Raw genomic sequence first — 18,576 nt, 5'->3', positions numbered from 1 at the left:
GCGAAGCCTGTGGCGAAACCGGCGGCCAAGCCTGTGGCGAAACCCGCGGCCGCGAAGCCTGCAGCCAAACCGGCTGCGAAGCCTGCTGCGAAACCGGCGGCCAAGCCTGCGGCGAAACCCGTAGCCGCGAAACCTGCCGCAGCCAAGCCCTCCACCGCTCCTGCTGCGAAGCCTGCGACGACCCCCAGCGCCCCGGCAGCCACCCCCAGCGCCGCTTCGGCAACGCCTGCCGCGGGCAGCAACGGCGCCGCCCCGACCAGCGCCTCCTAAGGCGCTGTCTGCAAAGCCGCCGAGCCAAGCACCAGCAAAGCCCGGCGCTCTGCTTCCGTGCAGATGTCCTGGCTGCAGGCTTGCAGCCAGGCATCCGCACTGCGATTCGCTTCCTGGCCCTCCAGCCAGGCTGTGGCCAGGTCGGCCAGGCGTTGCAGGTGTTCCCGTTCCGCTCGTAGTTCCTGGGCCTTCATTTCCTCACGGAGTTCGGCCAGGCAGGCATCGTGGGTTGCCGCTTCGCGCCAGGCGCAACGCAATCTGCGCAGGGGTTCGATGACCGTTTCGCGCCAGGGACGCGCGGCGTTCTCCAGGATCTGGGCGCGTTCTTTCGAGCAGCTCACGCCACGCCTGCCAAGCCAGGCGGCGACCAGCAAGAGGCAGACGTCCGCACCTTGCTCCTGAAGCGCGAGGCAAACCGTTTCCACGCCCGGCTGGGCATAGACGTCCACCGCGAATTTCCAGACATTTCCAGTCATACAGCCTCACGCTCCGCAAGGGCGAAACTGATAAACTCCGCCGCCATGATTCGACTCCTCAATCTTACGCTACAGCGCGGGCCGCAGCGCCTCCTGGAAGCTGCTGAACTGACCCTGCACGCCGGCCAGAAAGCCGGTCTCATCGGGGCCAATGGCGCTGGCAAGTCCAGCTTGTTCGCGCTATTGCGCGGCCAGCTCGGCCAGGATGCCGGCGACTGCCTGTTGCCCGCCGACTGGCGCATCGCGCACATGCGCCAGGAGGTCGATACCCTGGATCGCCTGGCGGTGGATTACGTGCTCGACGGCGACAGTCGCCTGCGCGAGATCCAGGCGGCGCTGGCCGCCGCCGAAGCGGCGCACGACGGTTCTGCCCTGGCGCGCCTGCATACCGAGCTGGACAACGCCGACGGTTACACCGCCGATGCACGGGCGCGCAAGCTGCTGGCCGGGCTCGGCTTCAGCAGCGAGCAGATGGAGCGCCGGGTCGGTGATTTCTCCGGCGGTTGGAGGATGCGCCTGAACCTGGCGCAGGCGCTGATGTGCCCGTCCGACCTGCTGTTGCTCGACGAACCGACCAACCACCTCGACCTGGACGCCATCCTCTGGCTGGAAGAGTGGCTCAAGGGTTATCCCGGCACTCTGGTGCTGATCTCCCACGACCGCGACTTCCTCGATGCGGTGGTGGACCACGTGGTGCATCTGGAAAACCGCAAGCTGACCCTCTACCGCGGCGGCTATTCCGCTTTCGAGCGGACCCGCGCCGAGCGGCTGGCTCAGCAACAGCAGGCCTACGAGAAACAGCAGGCGCAGCGTGCGCACATGGAAAGCTTCATCGCCCGCTTCAAGGCCAAGGCCACCAAGGCGCGCCAGGCGCAGAGCCGGATCAAGGCGCTGGAGCGTCTCGAGGAACTGGCGCCGGCACATGTCGATTCGCCGTTCAACTTCAGTTTCCGCGAGTCGGACAAGATCTCCCGGCCGTTGCTGGATCTCGGCGAAGGCCGTCTCGGTTATGGCGACAAGGCGGTGCTGGAGAAGGTCAAGCTGCAACTGGTGCCCGGTGCGCGGATCGGCCTGCTCGGTCCCAACGGCGCCGGCAAGTCGACCCTGATCAAGACCCTGGCCGGGGACCTGCCCGAGCTGGGCGGCCGCCTGTTGCGTGGCGAGAACCTGGCCATCGGGTACTTCGCCCAGCACCAGCTCGATTCGCTGGACCCACAGGCCAGCCCGTTGCTGCATCTGCAGCGTATCGCCCCCGGCGAGCGCGAACAGACCCTCAAGGATTTCCTCGGCGGCTTCGATTTCCGCGGCATTCGAGTGGACGAGCCGGTATTGAACTTCTCCGGTGGCGAGAAAGCGCGCCTGGCCCTGGCGCTGATCGCCTGGCAGAAGCCCAACCTGCTGCTGCTCGACGAGCCGACCAACCACCTCGACCTGGAAATGCGCCTGGCCCTGACCATGGCTCTACAGGAGTTTTCCGGGGCGGTCCTGGTGGTTTCCCACGACCGGCACCTGCTCAAAAGCACCACCGACGAATTCCTCCTGGTCGCCGATGGGCGCGTGGTGCCGTTCGATGGCGATCTCGACGATTACGCCCGCTGGCTGGTCGACTATCGCGCGCGCAAGGCGCCGCAGGCCGAGACCGCGCCGGGCGCGCCGACCGAACGCACCGACAAGCGCGCCCAGCGCCAGGCAGCGGCCGCGCTGCGCCAGCAGTTGGCGCCGCACAAGCGCGAGGCCGACAAGCTGGAGCGCGAACTCGGCGGCCTGCACGAAAAGCTAGCCGCTATCGAGGCGCGGTTGGGCGAAAGCGCCCTGTACGATCCATCGCGAAAGGACGAATTGCGCGAGTTGCTGTCCGAACAATCGAGCCTGAAGGTTCGCGAAGGCGAGTTGGAGGAACGTTGGCTGGAGGCCCTGGAAACCCTCGAAGCCCTGCAGAAAGAACTGGAGGCCAGTGAGTGATGGAAGACTTGCAGGTGTTGACGCAGACCTGGAGCGGGCCGTTGGTGGTGGCGTTGCAGATCCTGCTCATCCTGCTGGTCGCCTGGCTGCTCCAGCGCCTGGTCCGGCGCACGGTGACCCGTATCGGCGAGCGTTATCCGGTGCCGCCGGAGCTGCTCCTGCCGCTGCGCGGCGGCCTGCGCTGGTTGATCATGGTCAGCGCACTGATCATGGTACTGGAACGCCTGGGCGTGTCCGCCGAAGTGCTGTGGACCGCGCTGACGGGTTTCGCCGCGGTGGCGGCGGTAGCCTTCTTCGCCATCTGGAGCGTGCTCTCCAACCTGTTCTGTGCGTTGCTGATCTTCACCGTCGGGCCGTTCCGCATCGGCGACCGCGTGGAGCTGATCGATAGCGCCGACAAACCGGGTGTCACCGGTCGCGTGGTTGCCATCAATCTCTTATATACGACATTGGAAGAAACCCTCGAGGATGGCTCGCCGGGCCCGCTGCTGCAGGTTCCCAACAGCCTGTTCTTCCAGAAAGCCGTGCGTCGCTGGCGTGGGCCAGGTTTTTCAACTCCAACAAGAAACGGGAAATAACCATCTATGGAATGGCTCGCCAATCCTGAAATCTGGGTCGCGTTCCTGACCCTGACCGCCCTGGAAATCGTCCTCGGCATCGACAACATCATCTTCATCTCGATCCTGGTCGGGCGCCTGCCGCCGGCCCAGCAACCGAAGGCGCGTTTCTTCGGCCTGGCCCTGGCCATGGGCACGCGGATCCTGCTGTTGCTCTCGATCACCTGGGTCATGCGCCTGACCACCGACCTGTTCCACCTGTTCGGCCAGGGCATCTCCGGGCGTGACCTGATCCTCTTCTTCGGCGGCCTGTTCCTGTTGTTCAAGAGCACCATGGAGATCTACCACAGCCTGGAAGGCGCGGAAGAAGAGCAGAAGAGCGGCGGCAAGGCCCACGGTTTCATGGGCATCATCGTCCAGATCGCGATCATCGACATCATCTTCTCCCTGGACTCGGTGATCACCGCCGTCGGTCTGGTGCAGAACGTGCCGGTGATGGTCGCGGCGATCGTCATCTCGGTCGGCGTGATGATGCTGGCGGCAGGCACCATCAGCGACTTCATCGAGAAACACCCGTCGCTGAAGATGCTCGCCCTGTCGTTCCTCATCGTGGTCGGCACCGTGCTGGTGGCCGAGTCCTTCGAAGTGCACGTGCCGAAAGGCTACGTCTACTTCGCCATGGCCTTCTCCCTGGCGGTGGAGGCGCTGAACATCCGTCTGCGCGGAGCCCTGGCGCGCAAGCGCGGCGAAGAGCCGGTGAAGCTGCGCAAGGGTTCGCCGGACTGAGAGCGTTCGGGGCCAGGGCGAACAGCCGTATCGCGGTCGTCCGCCCTCCCTGGCTGAGTGCGCATCCGAAGAGGCCCGGTATCTGCCGGGCTTTTTCCTGCCCGCCCGGACGTTTGCGCAAGGGCAGGACGACGCGCATCGTCGGAAAGCCTGTGCGACCGCTCCGCCTTGGTGCACACTGGTTTTTCGTCTCCCTCCCAGCCGCGTCCGCTTTCCGAGGTGTGCAATGCTCGTCAGTACCTGGTTCGCCTTCTTTCTCGCCTGCTGGGCTATCAGCCTGTCGCCGGGCGCCGGAGCCATCGCCTCGATGTCCTGCGGGTTGCAGTACGGCTTTGCGCGAGGCTACTGGAACGCGCTGGGCCTGCAGATCGGCCTGGCCCTGCAGATCGCCATCGTCGCCGCCGGCGTCGGTGCGTTGCTGGCGACCTCGGCGCTGGCTTTCAGCCTGATCAAGTGGTTCGGCGTGGCCTACCTGGTGTACCTGGCGGTGCGCCAGTGGCAGGCGCCGCCACAGGCCTTGAGCCCCGATGGCGAACGGCCCCTGGGGCGACCGTTGACCCTGGTGCTGCGTGGTTTCCTGGTCAACGCCAGCAATCCCAAGGCGGTGATCTTCATGCTCGCGGTACTGCCGCAGTTCATCGACCCGCACCAGCCGCTGCTGGCGCAGTACCTGATCATGGGCGGCACCATGATCGTCGTCGACCTGATCGTCATGGCCGGCTACACCGGGCTGGCTGCGCGCGTGCTACGCGTACTGCGTTCGCCGCGCCAGCAGAAGCTGGTGAATCGTACCTTCGCCAGCCTGTTCGTCGGCGCCGCGGGGCTGCTGGCGACGGTACGCCGAGCGCCGCTCTGAGCCGCCCGACACGCCGATGGGCGTGATTGTTACAGAGTATTTCTTGCATGGGCGGGAAGGCGAAGGGACAATTTAATCTCTTCCATTCTCACTTCGTCTTCGCCATGCACCCTCCGAAAATCCTGCTGTGGCTGCTGCCGCTGGTCTGCGCGTTCAGCCTTGGAGCTCTTGCCGACACGGCCGTCGACCCCTCCCAAGCCTTGCATCTGTTGAGTTACCTGGCGGCCGACTATCCGCCGACCGTGGCTGACGGCAAGATCGTCGACCCCAGCGAATACCAGGAACAGGTGGAGTTCGTCGGCAATCTGCAGGCATTGGTCCTGACCCTGCCGATGCGCCCCGAGCGCGCCGAGCTGGAGAGCGACGTCGCCAGCCTGCGCCAGGCCATCGAGCAGCGCTTGCCGGGAAGGGACGTGGCCCTCCAGGCGCGCAACCTCGAGGCACGGGTGGCGGATATCTACCAGGTGGTGCAGACCCCCGCGATCACCCCCGACCCGAGCCGCGCGGCGCCGATCTATGCCCAGCAATGCGCGATCTGCCATGGCGATGCGGGCATGGGCGACGGCCCCGCCGGCATCGGCCTGGAGCCGCCGCCGGCGAACCTCACCGATCGCCAGCGTCTCGATCACCTGAGCCTCTACGACCTGCGTAACGTCATCGGCCTGGGCGTGGCCGGCACCGACATGCCGGCGTTCGCCGACCAACTCGACGAACGCCAGCGCTGGGACCTGGCCAGCTATGTGGCCGGCCTGAGCGCCGGCAGTGCGCAGCAGGACAAGGCCCATGCCTACCCGCTGGCGACCCTGGCCACGCAGACTCCGGCCGAAGTCGCCGAGCATGACGGCGAGGCCGCTGCGGATAGCTTCCGCGCCTTGCGTGCGCATCCGCCGCTGGAGCAGCGCGGTCCTGGGCAGTTGATCGACTATACCGCCGCCACCCTGGACAAGAGCTTCGCGGTCTATCGCGAAGGCGACCGCGACCAGGCCTACGACCTGTCGGTGGCGGCCTACCTGGAAGGCTTCGAGCTGGTGGAAAGCTCGCTGGACAACGTCGACGCCGATTTGCGCCGCTCCACCGAGAAGCAGCTGATGGCCTACCGCCAGGCGTTGCGCGATGGCCTCCCGGAAACCCAGGTGGCGCAACAGCTGGAGCTGGCCAAGGGCAAGCTGGCGGAGGCCGCCAAGCAGCTTGGCGGTGACTCGCTGAGCTTCTCCATCAGTTTCGTTTCCGCCCTGTTGATCCTGTTGCGCGAAGGGGTAGAGGCAATCCTGGTGCTTGCCGCCATCCTCGCCTTCCTGCGCAATACCGGGCAGGAAAGTGCCGTGCGCGGCGTGCACGTCGGCTGGGGGCTGGCCTTCGTCGCCGGCTTCGCCACCTGGGCGCTGGCCGCCTATGTGATCGATATCGGCGGTGCCCAGCGCGAGCTGATGGAGGGTTTCACCTCGCTGTTCGCCTGCGTGATGGTGCTCTGGCTCGGCGTCTGGATGCACGACCGCCGCCACGCGGCAGCCTGGCAGGACTACATCCGCAGCAGCCTGGTGGGTGGCGGCGGACGCTTCGGCTTCGCAGTGCTGGCGTTCTTCTCGGTCTACCGCGAGTTGTTCGAGGTCATCCTGTTCTACGAGACCCTTTGGTTGCAGGCCGGACCGGCCGGGCACAACGCCGTGATCGGTGGCGCGGCGACCGCCGTGGTCTTGTTGATCGGCCTGGCCTGGGTGATCCTGCGTGGCTCGACGAAACTGCCGCTGGGGTTGTTCTTCAGCATCAACGCGGCGTTGCTCTGCGCGCTCTCGGTGGTGTTCGCCGGACATGGTGTCATCGCCTTGCAGGAAGCCGGGGTGATCGGCACCCGTCCGGTGCCGTTCTTCGACTTCGACTGGCTGGGGATCAAGGCCGACGCCTATTCGCTGTCGGCCCAGGCCATGGCGTTGGTGGCCATCGCGCTGCTCTTCGGACGTAGCCGGATCGTCGAGCGCCGGCGTGCGGCGGCCAACGCCGCCGACTGAACGGGTTCGCGCAACCACGACGGCCAGTGCGATACTGGCCGTCGTCATTTCTATGGAAGTCCGTTCATGCGTATCTGGATCGATGCCGACGCCTGCCCCAAGGCGGCCAAGGAACTGGTCTGCAAGTTCGCCCTCAAGCGCAAGCTGGAAGTCTGGATGGTTGCCGGCCAGCCGCAGGTCAAGCCGCCGTTCGCCTGCGTGCGTCTGGTGGTGGTGGAAAGCGGGATGGATGCGGCTGACGATTACCTGGTGGAGCAGGCCGAGCCGGGCGACCTGGCGATCTGCAGCGACGTACCGCTGGCCGATCGGCTGATCAAGAAACAGGTTGCCGCCCTCGATCCTCGCGGCCGCGAGTTCGACGCGCGAAACATGGGCGATAAGCTGGCCATGCGCAACCTGATGGCCGACCTGCGTGACCAGGGGCAAATGGGCGGCGGCCAGGCGCCCTACGGTGAGCGTGACCGCCAGGCGTTCGCCAACGCCCTGGACCGTCTGCTCACCCGCCTGCAGCGGGAAGCCGATCTACGTGCGAGTCAGCCGCACAAATAGGTACCGGTACCGACGGCGACCAGAGTGCCGTCGTCGCTATGCAGTTCCGAGCGCACCACTGCGACCTTGTTGCCCGAGCGAAGCGGCACCGCATTGGCGGTGAACGTCCGGCCGCGTCCCGGGCGCAGGTAGTCGACGCGCAAGTCGATGGTGCCGAGCTTCGACAGCCGCGCCATGCGCTCGTGGCCTGGCAGTTCGCGATGCCGTTCGAGGGCGCCGATCAGGGCCATCGCTCCGCCGGTGACGTCGAGCAGGCTGGAGATCACCCCGCCGTGGAGAATGCCCTGCACGAAGTTGCCGATCAGTTCGTCCTTCATCGGCAGGTCGAGGACTACCCGCTCGCGGCCCAGGCTCGCCACGCGGATGCCGAGCATGCGGTTGAAGGGGATGCGCTGGAAGAAATCCGCCACCAGTTGGTGGACGTCGTCAGGCAGGGCGGGGGAGGGCGTTTCGCTCATCGCGGCGTCTCGATTCGGTGGTTTCGAGACGCACGCTGGCGTAAAGGCACGGATTTGAAAAGGGCGGCGGCGCGACCGCCCTCGTGCTTGGCCGATCAGGCCTTGTCCTGGTCCACCAGTTCGAGCACCCGGTCGACCAGCTTGTTGATCCCGGAGGCGGCTTCGGCGATCGACTGGGCGAGCATGTAGGCCGGGGTGGTCACCAGCTTGCGCGCGCTGTCTTCGACGATCTCGTCCACCGGCGCGTCGATGTGCTCGGCACCCATCTGCTTTAGCGCGTCGGCGGTGTCGGCGTCGTTGCCGATTGTGCATTGGACGCCGGCGCCGTAGATCTTCGCCGCCATCGCCGGAGCGATGCAGATCAGCCCGACTGGCTTGCCGGCCTCGGCGAAAGCCTTGGCCAGCGCCAGCACGTCCGGCTGCACCTGGCACTGCGCGCCGTTGACGGCAAAGTCGCTGAGGTTCTTCGCGGCGCCGAAGCCGCCGGGCACGATCAGCGCGTCGTAGTCCTCGGCGCGGGCTTCGCGCAGGTCCTTGACTTCGCCGCGGGCGATACGCGCGGACTCGACCAGGACATTGCGGCTTTCCGGCATTTCCTCGCCGGTCAGGTGGTTGACCACATGGTGCTGGGCGATGTTCGGCGCGAAGCATTGTGCCTCGGCGCCGCGCTGGCTGAGGCGGAGCAGGGTGATCACGCTTTCGTGGATTTCCGCGCCATCGTAGACGCCACAACCGGAGAGGATGACGGCAACTTTCTTGTGCATGAGGCTTACTCCTTGGGAACGCAGGATCCGGACCGGACGGGCCTGGCCGGGGTCGGTATCGCGCAAGCATAGCGAGCCGCCGGCCCCGGCGGCCAGCCGGAGCGGAGGGTACAAGGAGTTGGAGTGTGCGAAGGGGCCGGCTGTTCAGTCGCGCCGGCGCGGGTTCACTCGGATTTGTCGGCGTTGTCGCCCGCGCCGTTGCCGCGCGGTGTCTTGAAACGCCGCCATAGCCAGAGCAGCAGGCCCAGCACGATCAGGCCGCCGAGGACCATGAGCTCGTATTTCTTGATGTTGCCGAGCATGCCTTCCAGTACGCTGCCGAAGTAGTAGGCGGCGGAGCCCAGCGCGGCGGCCCAGACGATGGCGCCGATGCCGTTGAGAAGAAGATAGCGGGCCGGTGGATAGCCGGACAGGCCGATGGCCACCGGCATCACCGTACGCAGGCCGTAGACGAAGCGGAAGCTCAGCACCCACAGGTCGGGATGGCGGCGCACATGGTCCAGCGCCTTGTCGCCGAGCTTCTGCCAGCGCGGCTTGCGCGCCAGCAACCGGCGGCCGTGGCGGCGTCCGAGGAAGTACCAGAGTTGGTCGCCGGCGTAGCTGCCGAGGAAGGCGGTGAGAATCACGGTATCCAGCTGCATGTAGCCGCGGAAGGCAAGGAACCCGGCCAGCACGAGAATGGTTTCGCCCTCGAAGAAAGTACCGAGAAAAAGGGCGAAATAGCCGAAGTCCTGCAGGAATTGTTGGAGCATCATCGGGGCAGCGAAGCGAAATGAACGCGCAGCCTAACTCGGTTGAGGGCGTGGGGAAAGCGCGATCGTCACGGCCCAGGTCATTGATTGTGCAATGAATGGCCTTCGTGGCTGGCTTTTTGCGATGATTGGCGGTGCGGCAGGATGCCGCGACCTTGGGTCACTGTCACCGCTTGTTACCAATCCGTCATAATCAGGGACTATAACTGTCACACTGTGCCCGTTATCTGGGCCCTGGAGTACACCGTGAGCTTCACTCCCGCCAACCGCGCCTATCCCTACACCCGTCTGCGCCGCAACCGCCGCGATGATTTTTCCCGCCGCCTGGTCCGTGAGAATGTCCTCACCGTCGACGACCTGATCCTGCCGGTGTTCGTCCTCGATGGGGTCAATCAGCGTGAAAGCATTCCGTCGATGCCCGGCGTCGAGCGCCTGTCCATCGACCAGTTGCTGATCGAGGCGGAAGAGTGGGTGGCCCTGGGCATTCCGGCGCTGGCGCTGTTCCCGGTGACCCCGCTGGAGAAGAAGTCCCTGGACGCCGCCGAGGCATACAACCCGGAAGGCATCGCCCAGCGCGCCACCCGCGCCCTGCGCGAGCGCTTTCCGGAGCTGGGCATCATCACCGACGTGGCGCTCGACCCGTTCACCACCCATGGCCAGGACGGCATCCTCGATGACGATGGCTACGTCCTCAACGACGTCAGCATCGACGTGCTGGTACGGCAGGCGCTGTCCCACGCCGAGGCCGGTGCCCAGGTGGTAGCGCCCTCGGACATGATGGACGGTCGCATCGGTGCGATCCGCGAGGCCCTGGAGTCTGCAGGTCACACCAATGTGCGGATCATGGCCTACTCGGCCAAGTACGCCAGCGCCTACTACGGTCCGTTCCGCGATGCGGTCGGCTCGGCTTCGAACCTCGGCAAGGGCAACAAGGCCACCTACCAGATGGATCCGGCGAACAGCGACGAGGCACTTCACGAAGTGGCCGCCGACCTGGCCGAAGGCGCCGACATGGTGATGGTCAAGCCGGGCATGCCCTACCTCGACATCGTGCGTCGGGTGAAGGATGAATTCCGCGCCCCGACCTTTGTCTACCAGGTCAGCGGCGAGTATGCGATGCACATGGGCGCCATCCAGAACGGCTGGCTGGCCGAATCGGTGATCCTCGAATCCCTTACCGCCTTCAAACGTGCCGGCGCCGATGGCATTCTGACCTACTTCGCCAAGCAGGCCGCAGAACAATTAAGACGGGGGCGTTGACCCCCTCGGGAAGATGAATGAATACGCAGCAAGGACTTGATGAGATCGAACGTATCGCCGCCGCCGAAACCGTAGGGGCGAACGTGGAAAGCGAAGCAGAAGTGAAGATGGCCGAAACGATCCCGGTGGAAACGCCACCTGCGGTGGTTCCCAGCGTGGATGACAGCAGCCTGTACATTCATCGCGAGCTCTCCCAGTTGCAGTTCAACATCCGCGTGCTGGAACAGGCGTTGGACGAGTCCTACCCGCTCCTGGAGCGGCTGAAGTTCCTCCTCATCTTCTCGAGCAACCTCGACGAATTCTTCGAGATCCGCATCGCCGGCCTGAAGAAGCAGATTACCTTCGCCCGCGAACAGGCCGGCGCCGACGGCCTGCTGCCGCACCAGGCCCTGGCGCGGATCAGCGAGTTGGTCCATGAGCAGGTGTCGCGGCAGTACCGGATACTCAACGAGACCCTGTTGCCGGAGCTGGCCAAGCACCAGATCCGCTTCATCCGCCGGCGTCACTGGACGCTGAAGATCAAGACCTGGGTGCGGCGTTTCTTCCGCGACGAGATCGCGCCGATCATCACCCCGATCGGCCTCGACCCGACCCACCCGTTCCCGCTGCTGGTGAACAAGAGCCTCAACTTCATCGTCGAGCTGGAGGGGATGGATGCCTTCGGCCGCGACTCCGGTCTGGCGATCATCCCGGCGCCGCGCCTGCTGCCGCGGATCATCAAGCTGCCGGAAGACGTTGGCGGCGAGGGCGACAACTACGTGTTCCTGTCGTCGATGATCCACGCCCACGCCGACGACCTGTTCCCCGGCATGAAGGTGAAGGGCTGCTACCAGTTCCGACTGACCCGCAACGCCGACCTGTCGGTGGACACCGAGGATGTCGAGGACCTGGCCCGCGCGCTGCGCGGCGAGCTGTTCTCGCGTCGCTACGGGGATGCGGTGCGCCTGGAAGTAGTGGATACCTGCCCGCAGAACCTGACCAACTACCTGCTCAAGCAGTTCGGCCTGTCCGAAAGCGAGTTGTACAAGGTCAGCGGCCCGGTCAACCTGACCCGCCTGTTCAGCGTCACCGGCCTGGAAAGCCATCCGGAGCTGCAATACCCGCCCTTCACCCCGGCGATCCCGCGTCTGTTGCAGAAGAAGGAAAACCTCTTCAACGTCCTCAGCAAGCTCGACGTGTTGCTGATGCACCCGTTCGAATCCTTCACCCCGGTGATCGACCTGCTGCGCCAGGCCGCCAAGGATCCGAACGTGCTGGCGATCAAGCAGACCCTGTACCGCAGTGGTGCCAACTCGGAGATCGTCGACGCCCTGGTCGAGGCGGCGCGCAATGGCAAGGAGGTCACCGCGGTGATCGAGCTGCGCGCCCGCTTCGACGAGGAGTCCAACCTGCAACTGGCCAGCCGCCTGCAGCAGGCCGGCGCGGTGGTGATCTACGGCGTGGTCGGCTTCAAGACCCACGCCAAGATGATGCTGATCCTCCGTCGCGAGGACGGCGAACTGCGCCGCTACGCGCACCTCGGCACCGGCAACTACCATGCCGGCAACGCCCGCCTGTACACCGACTACAGCCTGCTGACCGCCGACGTGGCGCTCTGCGAGGACCTGCACAAGCTGTTCAACCAGTTGATCGGGATGGGCAAGACGCTACGCATGAAGAAGCTGTTGCATGCGCCGTTCACCCTGAAGAAGAACCTGCTGGAAATGATCAACCGCGAGGCGGCCCAGGCGGCGCTCGGCCAGCCGGCGCACATCATGGCCAAGGTCAACTCGCTGACCGATCCGAAGGTCATCCGCGCCCTGTACAAGGCCAGCCAGGCCGGGGTCAGGATCGACCTGGTGGTGCGTGGCATGTGCTGCCTGCGGCCGGGCATCCCGGGGGTCTCGCACAATATCCACGTGCGCTCGATCATCGGACGCTTCCTCGAGCACAGCCGCATCTACTACTTCCTCAACGGCGGCGACGAGAAGCTCTATCTCTCCAGCGCCGACTGGATGGAGCGCAACCTCGACATGCGCGTCGAGACCTGCTTCCCGGTGGAAGGCAAGAAGCTGGTGCAGCGGGTCAAGAAGGAACTGGAAACGTACCTGACCGACAACACCCAGGCCTGGGTGCTGCAGGCCGATGGTAGCTACCAGCGGCTCAGTCCCACCGGCAACCAGAACCCCCGCAATACCCAGGCGACCCTGCTGGAGAAGCTGGCCGCGCCGGTGCTTACCGCACGTTGAGGCTGTAGCCGACCCGCTTGAGCCATTCGGCTTCCTGGGCGAAGTCGGCCTGGGTCAGCGGGTTGGCTTCCAGCCAGCCCTCGGGGAAGGTCACCGAAAGGCTCTTGGGCTCTGCCTTCAGGCGCACCGAGGGCATTTCCTGGGTGCCGCGAATGTGGTGGAAGAGGATCGCGAAGCGCAGCACGATGCACAGGCGCACCAGCTTGTCGCCTTCCTCGGCGAACTCCGCCAGCTTGTCCGCCGGAATGTTGCGGCGGTGGCCGCGTACCAGTAGCGACAGCATCTGCTGGTCCTGGCGCGAGAAGCCAGCCAGGTCGGAGTGCTCGATCAGGTAGGCGCCGTGCTTGTGGTAGTGGTAGTGGGCGATGTCCAGGCCGATCTCGTGGACCCGCGCGCCCCAGCTCAGCAGGTCGCGGTGCAGTTCGTCGTTCAGCTCCCAGGCGTCGCCGACTTCGGCAAGCACCTTGAGGGCCTTGGCCTCCACCCGCGAAGCCTGCTCCGGATCGACGTGGTAGCGCTGCATCAGCGAGCTGATGGTGCGTTCGCGCACGTCCTCGTGCTGGTGACGGCCGACCAGGTCGTAGAGAACGCCTTCGCGCAGGGCGCCCTCGGAGTGAACCATCTGTTCCAGTTCCAGCGCGTCGAAGATCGCTTCGAGAATGGCCAGCCCGGCCGGGAAGATGGTCCTGCGGTCCGGCTTGATCCCTTCCAGATCGAGCTTCTCCACGTCGCCGAGCTTGAGCACCTTGCGCTTCAGCCAGGCCAGTCCGTCCGGGCTGATCTCGCCGTTGCCGTGGCCGCCGGCCTTGATCGCCAGCGCCACTGCGCGGATGGTGCCGGAGGCGCCGACCGCCTGTTGCCAGCCGAGGCGCCGCAGGCTGTTCTCGATGCCCATCAGTTCCAGGCGTGCGGCGGTGTACGCCTGGGCGTAGCGGGCCGGGGTGATCTTGCCGTCGCGGAAGTAGCGTTGGGTGTAGCTGACGCAACCCATCTGCAGGCTTTCCCGCAGCTCGGACTCGAAACCCTGGCCGATGATGAACTCGGTGCTGCCGCCGCCGATGTCGCTGACCAGTCGGCGACCGCCGCTGTCGGGCATGCTGTTGGCGACGCCGAGGTAGATCAGGCGGGCTTCCTCGCGGCCGGAGATGACTTCCACGGGATGGCCGAGAACCTCTTCCGCACGACGGATGAAATCGCTGCGGTTGCGCGCCTCGCGCAAGGCGTTGGTCGCGACCACGCGTACGGAACCCTGGGGCATGCCGCTGATGAACTGGGCGAAGCGGCGCAGGCAGTCGAGGCCGCGCTGGGTGGCCTCTTCGCTGAGATTGCGCTCCTCGTCGAGGCCGGCGGCCAGTTGGACCTTCTCGCCCAGCCGCTCGAGGATGCGGACTTCGCCGTGGATATTGGCCTTGGCCAGACAGAGGTGGAAACTGTTGGAACCCAGGTCCAGGGCGGCAATCAGCGGGAATGCCTCGGCAGGTTTTTGCGGCATGCTTTGCAAGTCCATTGGAAAACTGCGCCATCCTGCCACGATAGGGCGAGGGTCGCCAATGCGGCAGCCGATCAATCGGGAATCAGCCGACCAACGATAGAGACTCTCAATCGGCTGCGCCTTCCGGCGAGGGTCAAGGCGGGATATGATGGTCGGCACTTTCGCGTTTCAATTCGCGTCCGACTACGGAGAGATTTCATGAGCGAACATATCGTCAACGTTACTGATGCCAGCTTCGAGCAGGACGTGCTGAAGGCCGACGGCCCTGTGCTGGTGGACTACTGGGCCGAGTGGTGCGGTCCGTGCAAGATGATCGCGCCGGTGCTGGACGAAGTCGCCAGGGACTATCAGGGCAAGCTGAAGGTCTGCAAGCTGAACATCGACGAGAACCAGGATACCCCGCCGAAGTACGGCGTGCGTGGCATCCCTACCCTGATGCTGTTCAAGGACGGCAATGTCGAGGCGACCAAGGTCGGCGCACTGTCCAAGTCGCAGCTGGCGGCCTTCCTCGACGCCAATATCTGAGCCGGGCCCAGGCCTCGCTGGAAAGCCCCGCGATTCGCGGGGCTTTTTTTTGCGTTTCTATAGACGCCACGTGGTCACGGTGTTAAATTCGGGTTCGCGACGTTTTTTCCGTCGCCTTCTGCATGCCGTCCCGGACGCACTTCCTACTCGAACTTTCTAGCGCTCCTGTCGCCCCCTTGCGACACGGCTTTCCCAAGCTCGACGCTTTCTCCAATTCCTCTTTCTGCGTACCTATCTCTTTCCTATGAATCTGACCGAACTCAAGCAAAAGCCGATTGCCGAACTGCTGGAAATGTCCGATGCCATGGGCCTGGAAAACATGGCCCGTTCGCGCAAGCAGGACATCATCTTCGCCCTGCTGAAGAAGCACGCGAAAAGTGGTGAAGAGATCTCCGGCGATGGCGTGCTGGAGATTCTTCAGGACGGCTTCGGCTTCCTGCGCTCCGCCGACTCTTCCTACCTGGCCGGCCCCGACGACATCTATGTCTCGCCGAGCCAGATCCGCCGCTTCAACCTGCGCACGGGCGACACCATCATCGGCAAGATCCGGCCGCCGAAAGAGGGCGAGCGCTACTTCGCCCTGCTCAAGGTCGACTCGATCAACTTCGATCGTCCGGAGAATGCGAAGAACAAGATTCTCTTCGAGAACCTGACGCCGCTGTTCCCCAACGAGCGGATGAAGATGGAAGCCGGCAACGGCTCCACCGAAGACCTGACCGGCCGCGTCATCGATCTCTGCGCGCCGATCGGCAAGGGTCAGCGCGGTCTGATCGTGGCGCCGCCGAAGGCGGGCAAGACCATCATGCTGCAGAACATCGCCAGCAACATCACCCGCAACAACCCCGAATGCCACCTGATCGTCCTGCTGATCGACGAGCGCCCTGAGGAAGTGACCGAAATGCAGCGCACCGTGCGCGGCGAAGTGGTCGCCTCGACCTTTGACGAACCGCCGACCCGTCACGTACAGGTCGCCGAGATGGTGATCGAGAAGGCCAAGCGCCTGGTCGAGCACAAGAAGGACGTGGTCATCCTGCTCGACTCCATCACCCGTCTGGCGCGGGCCTACAACACCGTGATCCCAAGCTCCGGCAAGGTGCTCACCGGCGGTGTCGACGCCCATGCCCTGGAGAAGCCGAAGCGCTTCTTCGGCGCCGCGCGGAACATCGAAGAGGGCGGTTCTCTTACGATTCTCGCCACGGCGTTGGTGGAAACCGGCTCGAAGATGGATGAGGTGATCTACGAAGAGTTCAAGGGTACCGGCAACATGGAGCTACCATTGGATCGCAAGATCGCCGAGAAGCGCGTGTTCCCGGCCATCAACATCAACCGTTCGGGTACCCGCCGCGAAGAACTGCTGACCAGCGAGGACGAGCTCCAGCGCATGTGGATCCTGCGCAAGATCCTGCACCCGATGGACGAGATTTCCGCGATCGAATTCCTCATCGACAAGCTCAAGCAGACCAAGACCAACGATGAGTTCTTCGATTCGATGAAACGAAAGTAGTCTTCGAGAGTACCAAACAAAGGCGCTCCGGTTGACCGGGGCGCCTTTTGCATATCTGGAGGGACGTGGATGCCGAGCCTGGTCTATCGAAGGGACATCGATGGTTTGCGAGCGTTGGCCATCCTGCCGGTGGTGTTCTACCACCTTGGCTTGGGGGGCATCACCGGCGGCTATGTGGGCGTCGATGTTTTCCTGGTCATTTCCGGCTACCTGATCACTTCGATCATCCGGCGCGAGCAGCAGGCGGGACGTTTCAGCTTCGTCGACTTCTGGGCGCGCCGGGCACGCCGCATTCTCCCCGCGCTGTTCGTGATGATGGCGGCGAGCCTGGTGGTCGGCTGGTTCCTCATGGCGCCGCGCGACTACGAAGAGTTAGGGCGTTCGGTTCGCTACCAGGCGATGTTCGCCTCGAACATCCTGTTCTGGAAGCAGGATGGCTATTTCGACGCCGCGTCCGAATTCAAGCCGCTATTGCATACCTGGTCGTTGTCGGTGGAGGAGCAGTTCTACATTCTCTTCCCTCTACTGCTGGCCGCGATCTCCGGACGCCTGCTGCGCTGGCGGCTCGCCATCCTCCTCGCGGTCCTGGCGCTATCGCTGGCGGCCAGCGTCTGGGCGGTGAGCCAGCGACCTGGCAGTGCATTCTTCCTCCTGCCGATGCGCGCCTGGGAACTCCTGGCGGGTGCCGCGCTGGCGTTGCTGCCGGGCGCTAGCCGCGGTCATTCGCAATGGTCCCTGCAACTGGCGGCTACCTTCGGGATAGCGGCGATTCTCCTGCCGGTGTTCCTCTACGACAGCGACACCCCTTTCCCGGGTCTCGCGGCGCTGCCGGCGGTGCTTGGCACCGCCCTGCTGATCTGGGCCAACGGCGCCGGCGACACCTGGGCTCGCCGCCTGCTGGGCTGGCAACCGCTGGTCTGGTTCGGCCTGATCTCCTATTCGCTGTACCTCTGGCACTGGCCGCTGTACGTCTTCGTCCAGTACCACGCACTGGAAACCCTGGGCCTGCCGGCACGCCTGGGGTTGCTGGCGGCGAGCATCGGCCTGGCGGCACTGTCGCTGTACTGCGTCGAGGCGCCGTTCCGTGAGCGCAAGCTGTTCGCCGGGCGCCGGCAGATGCTTGGCGCGGCGCTGTGCTGCTTGCTGTTGCTGGGAGTCGTCGGCCAGTTGGTGCGGCATTACGATGGCGTGCCGTCGCGGCTTTCCGAGGAGGCCTTGCGTTATGCCAAGGCGTCCAAGTGGCGCGATGGGCAGACCGACTGCATGTTCGACAAGAAGGCGCTCAGTCAGGAAAGCATCTGCCGCTTCCCGGCGGAGCTGGCTGCCGAACGACCGCAGCTGATCAGTTGGGGCGACAGCCATTCCGCGGCGTTGAGCCCGCTGCTGCGCGAACTGGCTGCCAGTCGCCGACTGCCGATCTGGCAGGCTTCGCTGGCGGGCTGTCCGCCGTTGCTGGGCATGCTGGAAAAGGACAATTGCCTGCGTTTCAACCAGCAGATGCTCGAGTTCGTCGAACAGCAGCGGCCGGGCGGGGTGATCCTCGCCGGGCGTTGGGACATGTATGTCTACGGCGACTCGCAGGACGGCACCCGCAACATTCTCCGCGAGCCGGACGACACGCCGGAGAGCTCGATCGCCGAGGCGCTGCTGCGGCAACGCCTGAGCGGGATGATCGAAAGGCTGAACGCGGCCGACGTACATGTCTGGCTGGTCAAGGACGTACCGCTGTTGCCGTTCAATGCACCGGCGCGGCTGGTGCGGCTGAGCCTGAGCGGGGAGGATGTCGGGCGCGCACGTTTTCCCTTCGCTGAGCACGCCGCGCGCGTCGCCTACGTGAATGCGTTGTTCGATGCGCTGGCCGAAGGCAACCCGCGGGTGAGCGTACTCGATCCCTCCAGCGTGCTCTGCGATGGCCTGGATTGTTTCGCCGAACGTGATGGCTGGTCGCTGTACATGGATAACAATCATCTTTCGACCCAGGGGGCCTATGAACTCGGGCCTTTGTTCGAGCCGATGCTACGGAGCCTCGACGAGTCGCGGATCGCCAGCCAGCACTGACCGAATGCCGCGTTTGCCTGCTGCCGGATGGGCCGGGAGCAGGTAGGATGTGGGGTCTTGCAGTGAATGGTTA

17 protein-coding genes are annotated in these 18,576 nt (G+C 64.8%); 12 read left to right on the top strand and 5 right to left on the bottom strand.

Annotated elements, in window-relative coordinates; all coding sequences use genetic code 11:
- Positions 1–270 (top strand): hypothetical protein (locus HMPREF2886_RS33665; protein ID WP_177344460.1); only part of this gene is annotated, 270 nt, incomplete at its 5' end.
- Here HMPREF2886_RS33665 and HMPREF2886_RS21685 read toward each other — a convergent pair.
- Positions 267–746 carry a TIGR02444 family protein gene (locus HMPREF2886_RS21685; protein WP_070748330.1) on the bottom strand — a complete coding sequence of 160 codons (480 nt, stop codon included), beginning with the start codon at positions 744–746 and terminating at the stop codon, positions 267–269. The two genes, HMPREF2886_RS33665 and HMPREF2886_RS21685, sit on opposite strands and share 4 nt — an antisense overlap.
- A 45-nt stretch (positions 747–791) precedes the next feature.
- On the opposite strand from HMPREF2886_RS21685, the gene HMPREF2886_RS21680 reads away from it, so the two are divergent.
- From HMPREF2886_RS21680 to HMPREF2886_RS21655, 6 genes are all read left to right on the top strand, one after another.
- Positions 792–2,708 (top strand): ATP-binding cassette domain-containing protein, encoded by a 1,917-nt coding sequence (locus HMPREF2886_RS21680; protein ID WP_033973341.1) that lies wholly within the window; start codon positions 792–794, stop codon positions 2,706–2,708.
- Positions 2,708–3,286: a mechanosensitive ion channel family protein gene (locus tag HMPREF2886_RS21675; protein WP_033973343.1), complete on the top strand. Its 579-nt coding sequence runs from the start codon at positions 2,708–2,710 to the stop codon at positions 3,284–3,286. The genes HMPREF2886_RS21680 and HMPREF2886_RS21675 overlap by 1 nt, the downstream gene beginning before the upstream one ends.
- Positions 3,287–3,292: 6 nt before the next feature.
- Entirely contained in the window at positions 3,293–4,051 is a 759-nt protein-coding gene (locus HMPREF2886_RS21670; RefSeq protein ID WP_033976966.1) for a TerC family protein, read from the top strand.
- A gap of 226 nt (positions 4,052–4,277) precedes the next feature.
- Entirely contained in the window at positions 4,278–4,907 is a 630-nt protein-coding gene (locus HMPREF2886_RS21665) for a LysE family transporter (RefSeq protein ID WP_033973344.1), read from the top strand.
- Between the two features lie 104 nt (positions 4,908–5,011).
- A complete protein-coding gene (locus HMPREF2886_RS21660) occupies positions 5,012–6,913 on the top strand; it encodes a cytochrome c/FTR1 family iron permease (protein WP_033976993.1) in 1,902 nt (633 codons plus the stop codon).
- Between the two features lie 66 nt (positions 6,914–6,979).
- Positions 6,980–7,462, top strand: a complete 483-nt coding sequence (locus tag HMPREF2886_RS21655; RefSeq protein ID WP_033973345.1) for a YaiI/YqxD family protein — start codon at positions 6,980–6,982, stop codon at positions 7,460–7,462.
- Here HMPREF2886_RS21655 and HMPREF2886_RS21650 read toward each other — a convergent pair.
- The 3 genes from HMPREF2886_RS21650 to HMPREF2886_RS21640 all read right to left on the bottom strand — a co-directional run bounded on the left by HMPREF2886_RS21650 (position 7,447) and on the right by HMPREF2886_RS21640 (position 9,439).
- Positions 7,447–7,920: a thioesterase family protein gene (locus HMPREF2886_RS21650; protein WP_033973346.1), complete on the bottom strand. Its 474-nt coding sequence runs from the start codon at positions 7,918–7,920 to the stop codon at positions 7,447–7,449. The two genes, HMPREF2886_RS21655 and HMPREF2886_RS21650, sit on opposite strands and share 16 nt — an antisense overlap.
- A gap of 95 nt (positions 7,921–8,015) precedes the next feature.
- Positions 8,016–8,684: an isoprenoid biosynthesis glyoxalase ElbB gene (elbB, locus tag HMPREF2886_RS21645; protein ID WP_033973347.1), complete on the bottom strand. Its 669-nt coding sequence runs from the start codon at positions 8,682–8,684 to the stop codon at positions 8,016–8,018.
- 164 nt (positions 8,685–8,848) lie between these two features.
- Positions 8,849–9,439 carry a DedA family protein gene (locus HMPREF2886_RS21640; protein ID WP_079387288.1) on the bottom strand — a complete coding sequence of 197 codons (591 nt, stop codon included), beginning with the start codon at positions 9,437–9,439 and terminating at the stop codon, positions 8,849–8,851.
- A 243-nt stretch (positions 9,440–9,682) separates the two neighbouring features.
- Here HMPREF2886_RS21640 and hemB point away from each other — a divergent pair, with 243 nt between their 5' ends.
- A complete protein-coding gene (gene hemB, locus HMPREF2886_RS21635; RefSeq protein WP_024917667.1) occupies positions 9,683–10,696 on the top strand; it encodes a porphobilinogen synthase in 1,014 nt (337 codons plus the stop codon).
- 17 nt (positions 10,697–10,713) lie between these two features.
- A complete protein-coding gene (ppk1, locus tag HMPREF2886_RS21630) occupies positions 10,714–12,924 on the top strand; it encodes a polyphosphate kinase 1 (protein WP_033973348.1) in 2,211 nt (736 codons plus the stop codon).
- On the opposite strand, the gene ppx is transcribed toward ppk1, so the two are convergent.
- Positions 12,911–14,416, bottom strand: coding sequence for an exopolyphosphatase (gene ppx, locus HMPREF2886_RS21625; RefSeq protein WP_023082479.1), 1,506 nt, complete (start codon positions 14,414–14,416; stop codon positions 12,911–12,913). The two genes, ppk1 and ppx, sit on opposite strands and share 14 nt — an antisense overlap.
- Positions 14,417–14,614: 198 nt before the next feature.
- Here ppx and trxA point away from each other — a divergent pair, with 198 nt between their 5' ends.
- From trxA to HMPREF2886_RS21610, 3 genes are all read left to right on the top strand, one after another.
- Positions 14,615–14,941: a thioredoxin TrxA gene (trxA, locus tag HMPREF2886_RS21620; RefSeq protein ID WP_003096336.1), complete on the top strand. Its 327-nt coding sequence runs from the start codon at positions 14,615–14,617 to the stop codon at positions 14,939–14,941.
- A gap of 244 nt (positions 14,942–15,185) precedes the next feature.
- Positions 15,186–16,445 (top strand): transcription termination factor Rho, encoded by a 1,260-nt coding sequence (gene rho / locus HMPREF2886_RS21615; RefSeq protein WP_003096334.1) that lies wholly within the window; start codon positions 15,186–15,188, stop codon positions 16,443–16,445.
- 69 nt (positions 16,446–16,514) lie between these two features.
- Positions 16,515–18,503, top strand: coding sequence for an acyltransferase family protein (locus HMPREF2886_RS21610; RefSeq protein WP_070748328.1), 1,989 nt, complete (start codon positions 16,515–16,517; stop codon positions 18,501–18,503).
- Positions 18,504–18,576: the final 73 nt, after the last annotated feature.

The organism is Pseudomonas sp. HMSC066A08, from assembly GCF_001813025.1.
GTDB classification, from domain to species: Bacteria; Pseudomonadota; Gammaproteobacteria; order Pseudomonadales; family Pseudomonadaceae; genus Pseudomonas; species Pseudomonas aeruginosa.
This window is presented reverse-complemented; position numbering and strand designations above follow the sequence as displayed.

What these genes read in the sequence shown, in the direction of transcription:
- HMPREF2886_RS21685 (WP_070748330.1), bottom strand. Translation starts at nt 746, where the DNA reads ATGACTGGAAATGTCTGGAAATTCGCGGTGGACGTCTATGCCCAGCCG.
- HMPREF2886_RS21680 (WP_033973341.1), top strand. Translation starts at nt 792, where the DNA reads ATGATTCGACTCCTCAATCTTACGCTACAGCGCGGGCCGCAGCGCCTC.
- HMPREF2886_RS21675 (WP_033973343.1), top strand. Translation starts at nt 2,708, where the DNA reads ATGGAAGACTTGCAGGTGTTGACGCAGACCTGGAGCGGGCCGTTGGTG.
- HMPREF2886_RS21670 (WP_033976966.1), top strand. Translation starts at nt 3,293, where the DNA reads ATGGAATGGCTCGCCAATCCTGAAATCTGGGTCGCGTTCCTGACCCTG.
- HMPREF2886_RS21665 (WP_033973344.1), top strand. Translation starts at nt 4,278, where the DNA reads ATGCTCGTCAGTACCTGGTTCGCCTTCTTTCTCGCCTGCTGGGCTATC.
- HMPREF2886_RS21660 (WP_033976993.1), top strand. Translation starts at nt 5,012, where the DNA reads ATGCACCCTCCGAAAATCCTGCTGTGGCTGCTGCCGCTGGTCTGCGCG.
- HMPREF2886_RS21655 (WP_033973345.1), top strand. Translation starts at nt 6,980, where the DNA reads ATGCGTATCTGGATCGATGCCGACGCCTGCCCCAAGGCGGCCAAGGAA.
- HMPREF2886_RS21650 (WP_033973346.1), bottom strand. Translation starts at nt 7,920, where the DNA reads ATGAGCGAAACGCCCTCCCCCGCCCTGCCTGACGACGTCCACCAACTG.
- elbB (WP_033973347.1), bottom strand. Translation starts at nt 8,684, where the DNA reads ATGCACAAGAAAGTTGCCGTCATCCTCTCCGGTTGTGGCGTCTACGAT.
- HMPREF2886_RS21640 (WP_079387288.1), bottom strand. Translation starts at nt 9,439, where the DNA reads ATGATGCTCCAACAATTCCTGCAGGACTTCGGCTATTTCGCCCTTTTT.
- ppk1 (WP_033973348.1), top strand. Translation starts at nt 10,714, where the DNA reads ATGAATACGCAGCAAGGACTTGATGAGATCGAACGTATCGCCGCCGCC.
- ppx (WP_023082479.1), bottom strand. Translation starts at nt 14,416, where the DNA reads ATGCCGCAAAAACCTGCCGAGGCATTCCCGCTGATTGCCGCCCTGGAC.
- trxA (WP_003096336.1), top strand. Translation starts at nt 14,615, where the DNA reads ATGAGCGAACATATCGTCAACGTTACTGATGCCAGCTTCGAGCAGGAC.
- rho (WP_003096334.1), top strand. Translation starts at nt 15,186, where the DNA reads ATGAATCTGACCGAACTCAAGCAAAAGCCGATTGCCGAACTGCTGGAA.
- HMPREF2886_RS21610 (WP_070748328.1), top strand. Translation starts at nt 16,515, where the DNA reads ATGCCGAGCCTGGTCTATCGAAGGGACATCGATGGTTTGCGAGCGTTG.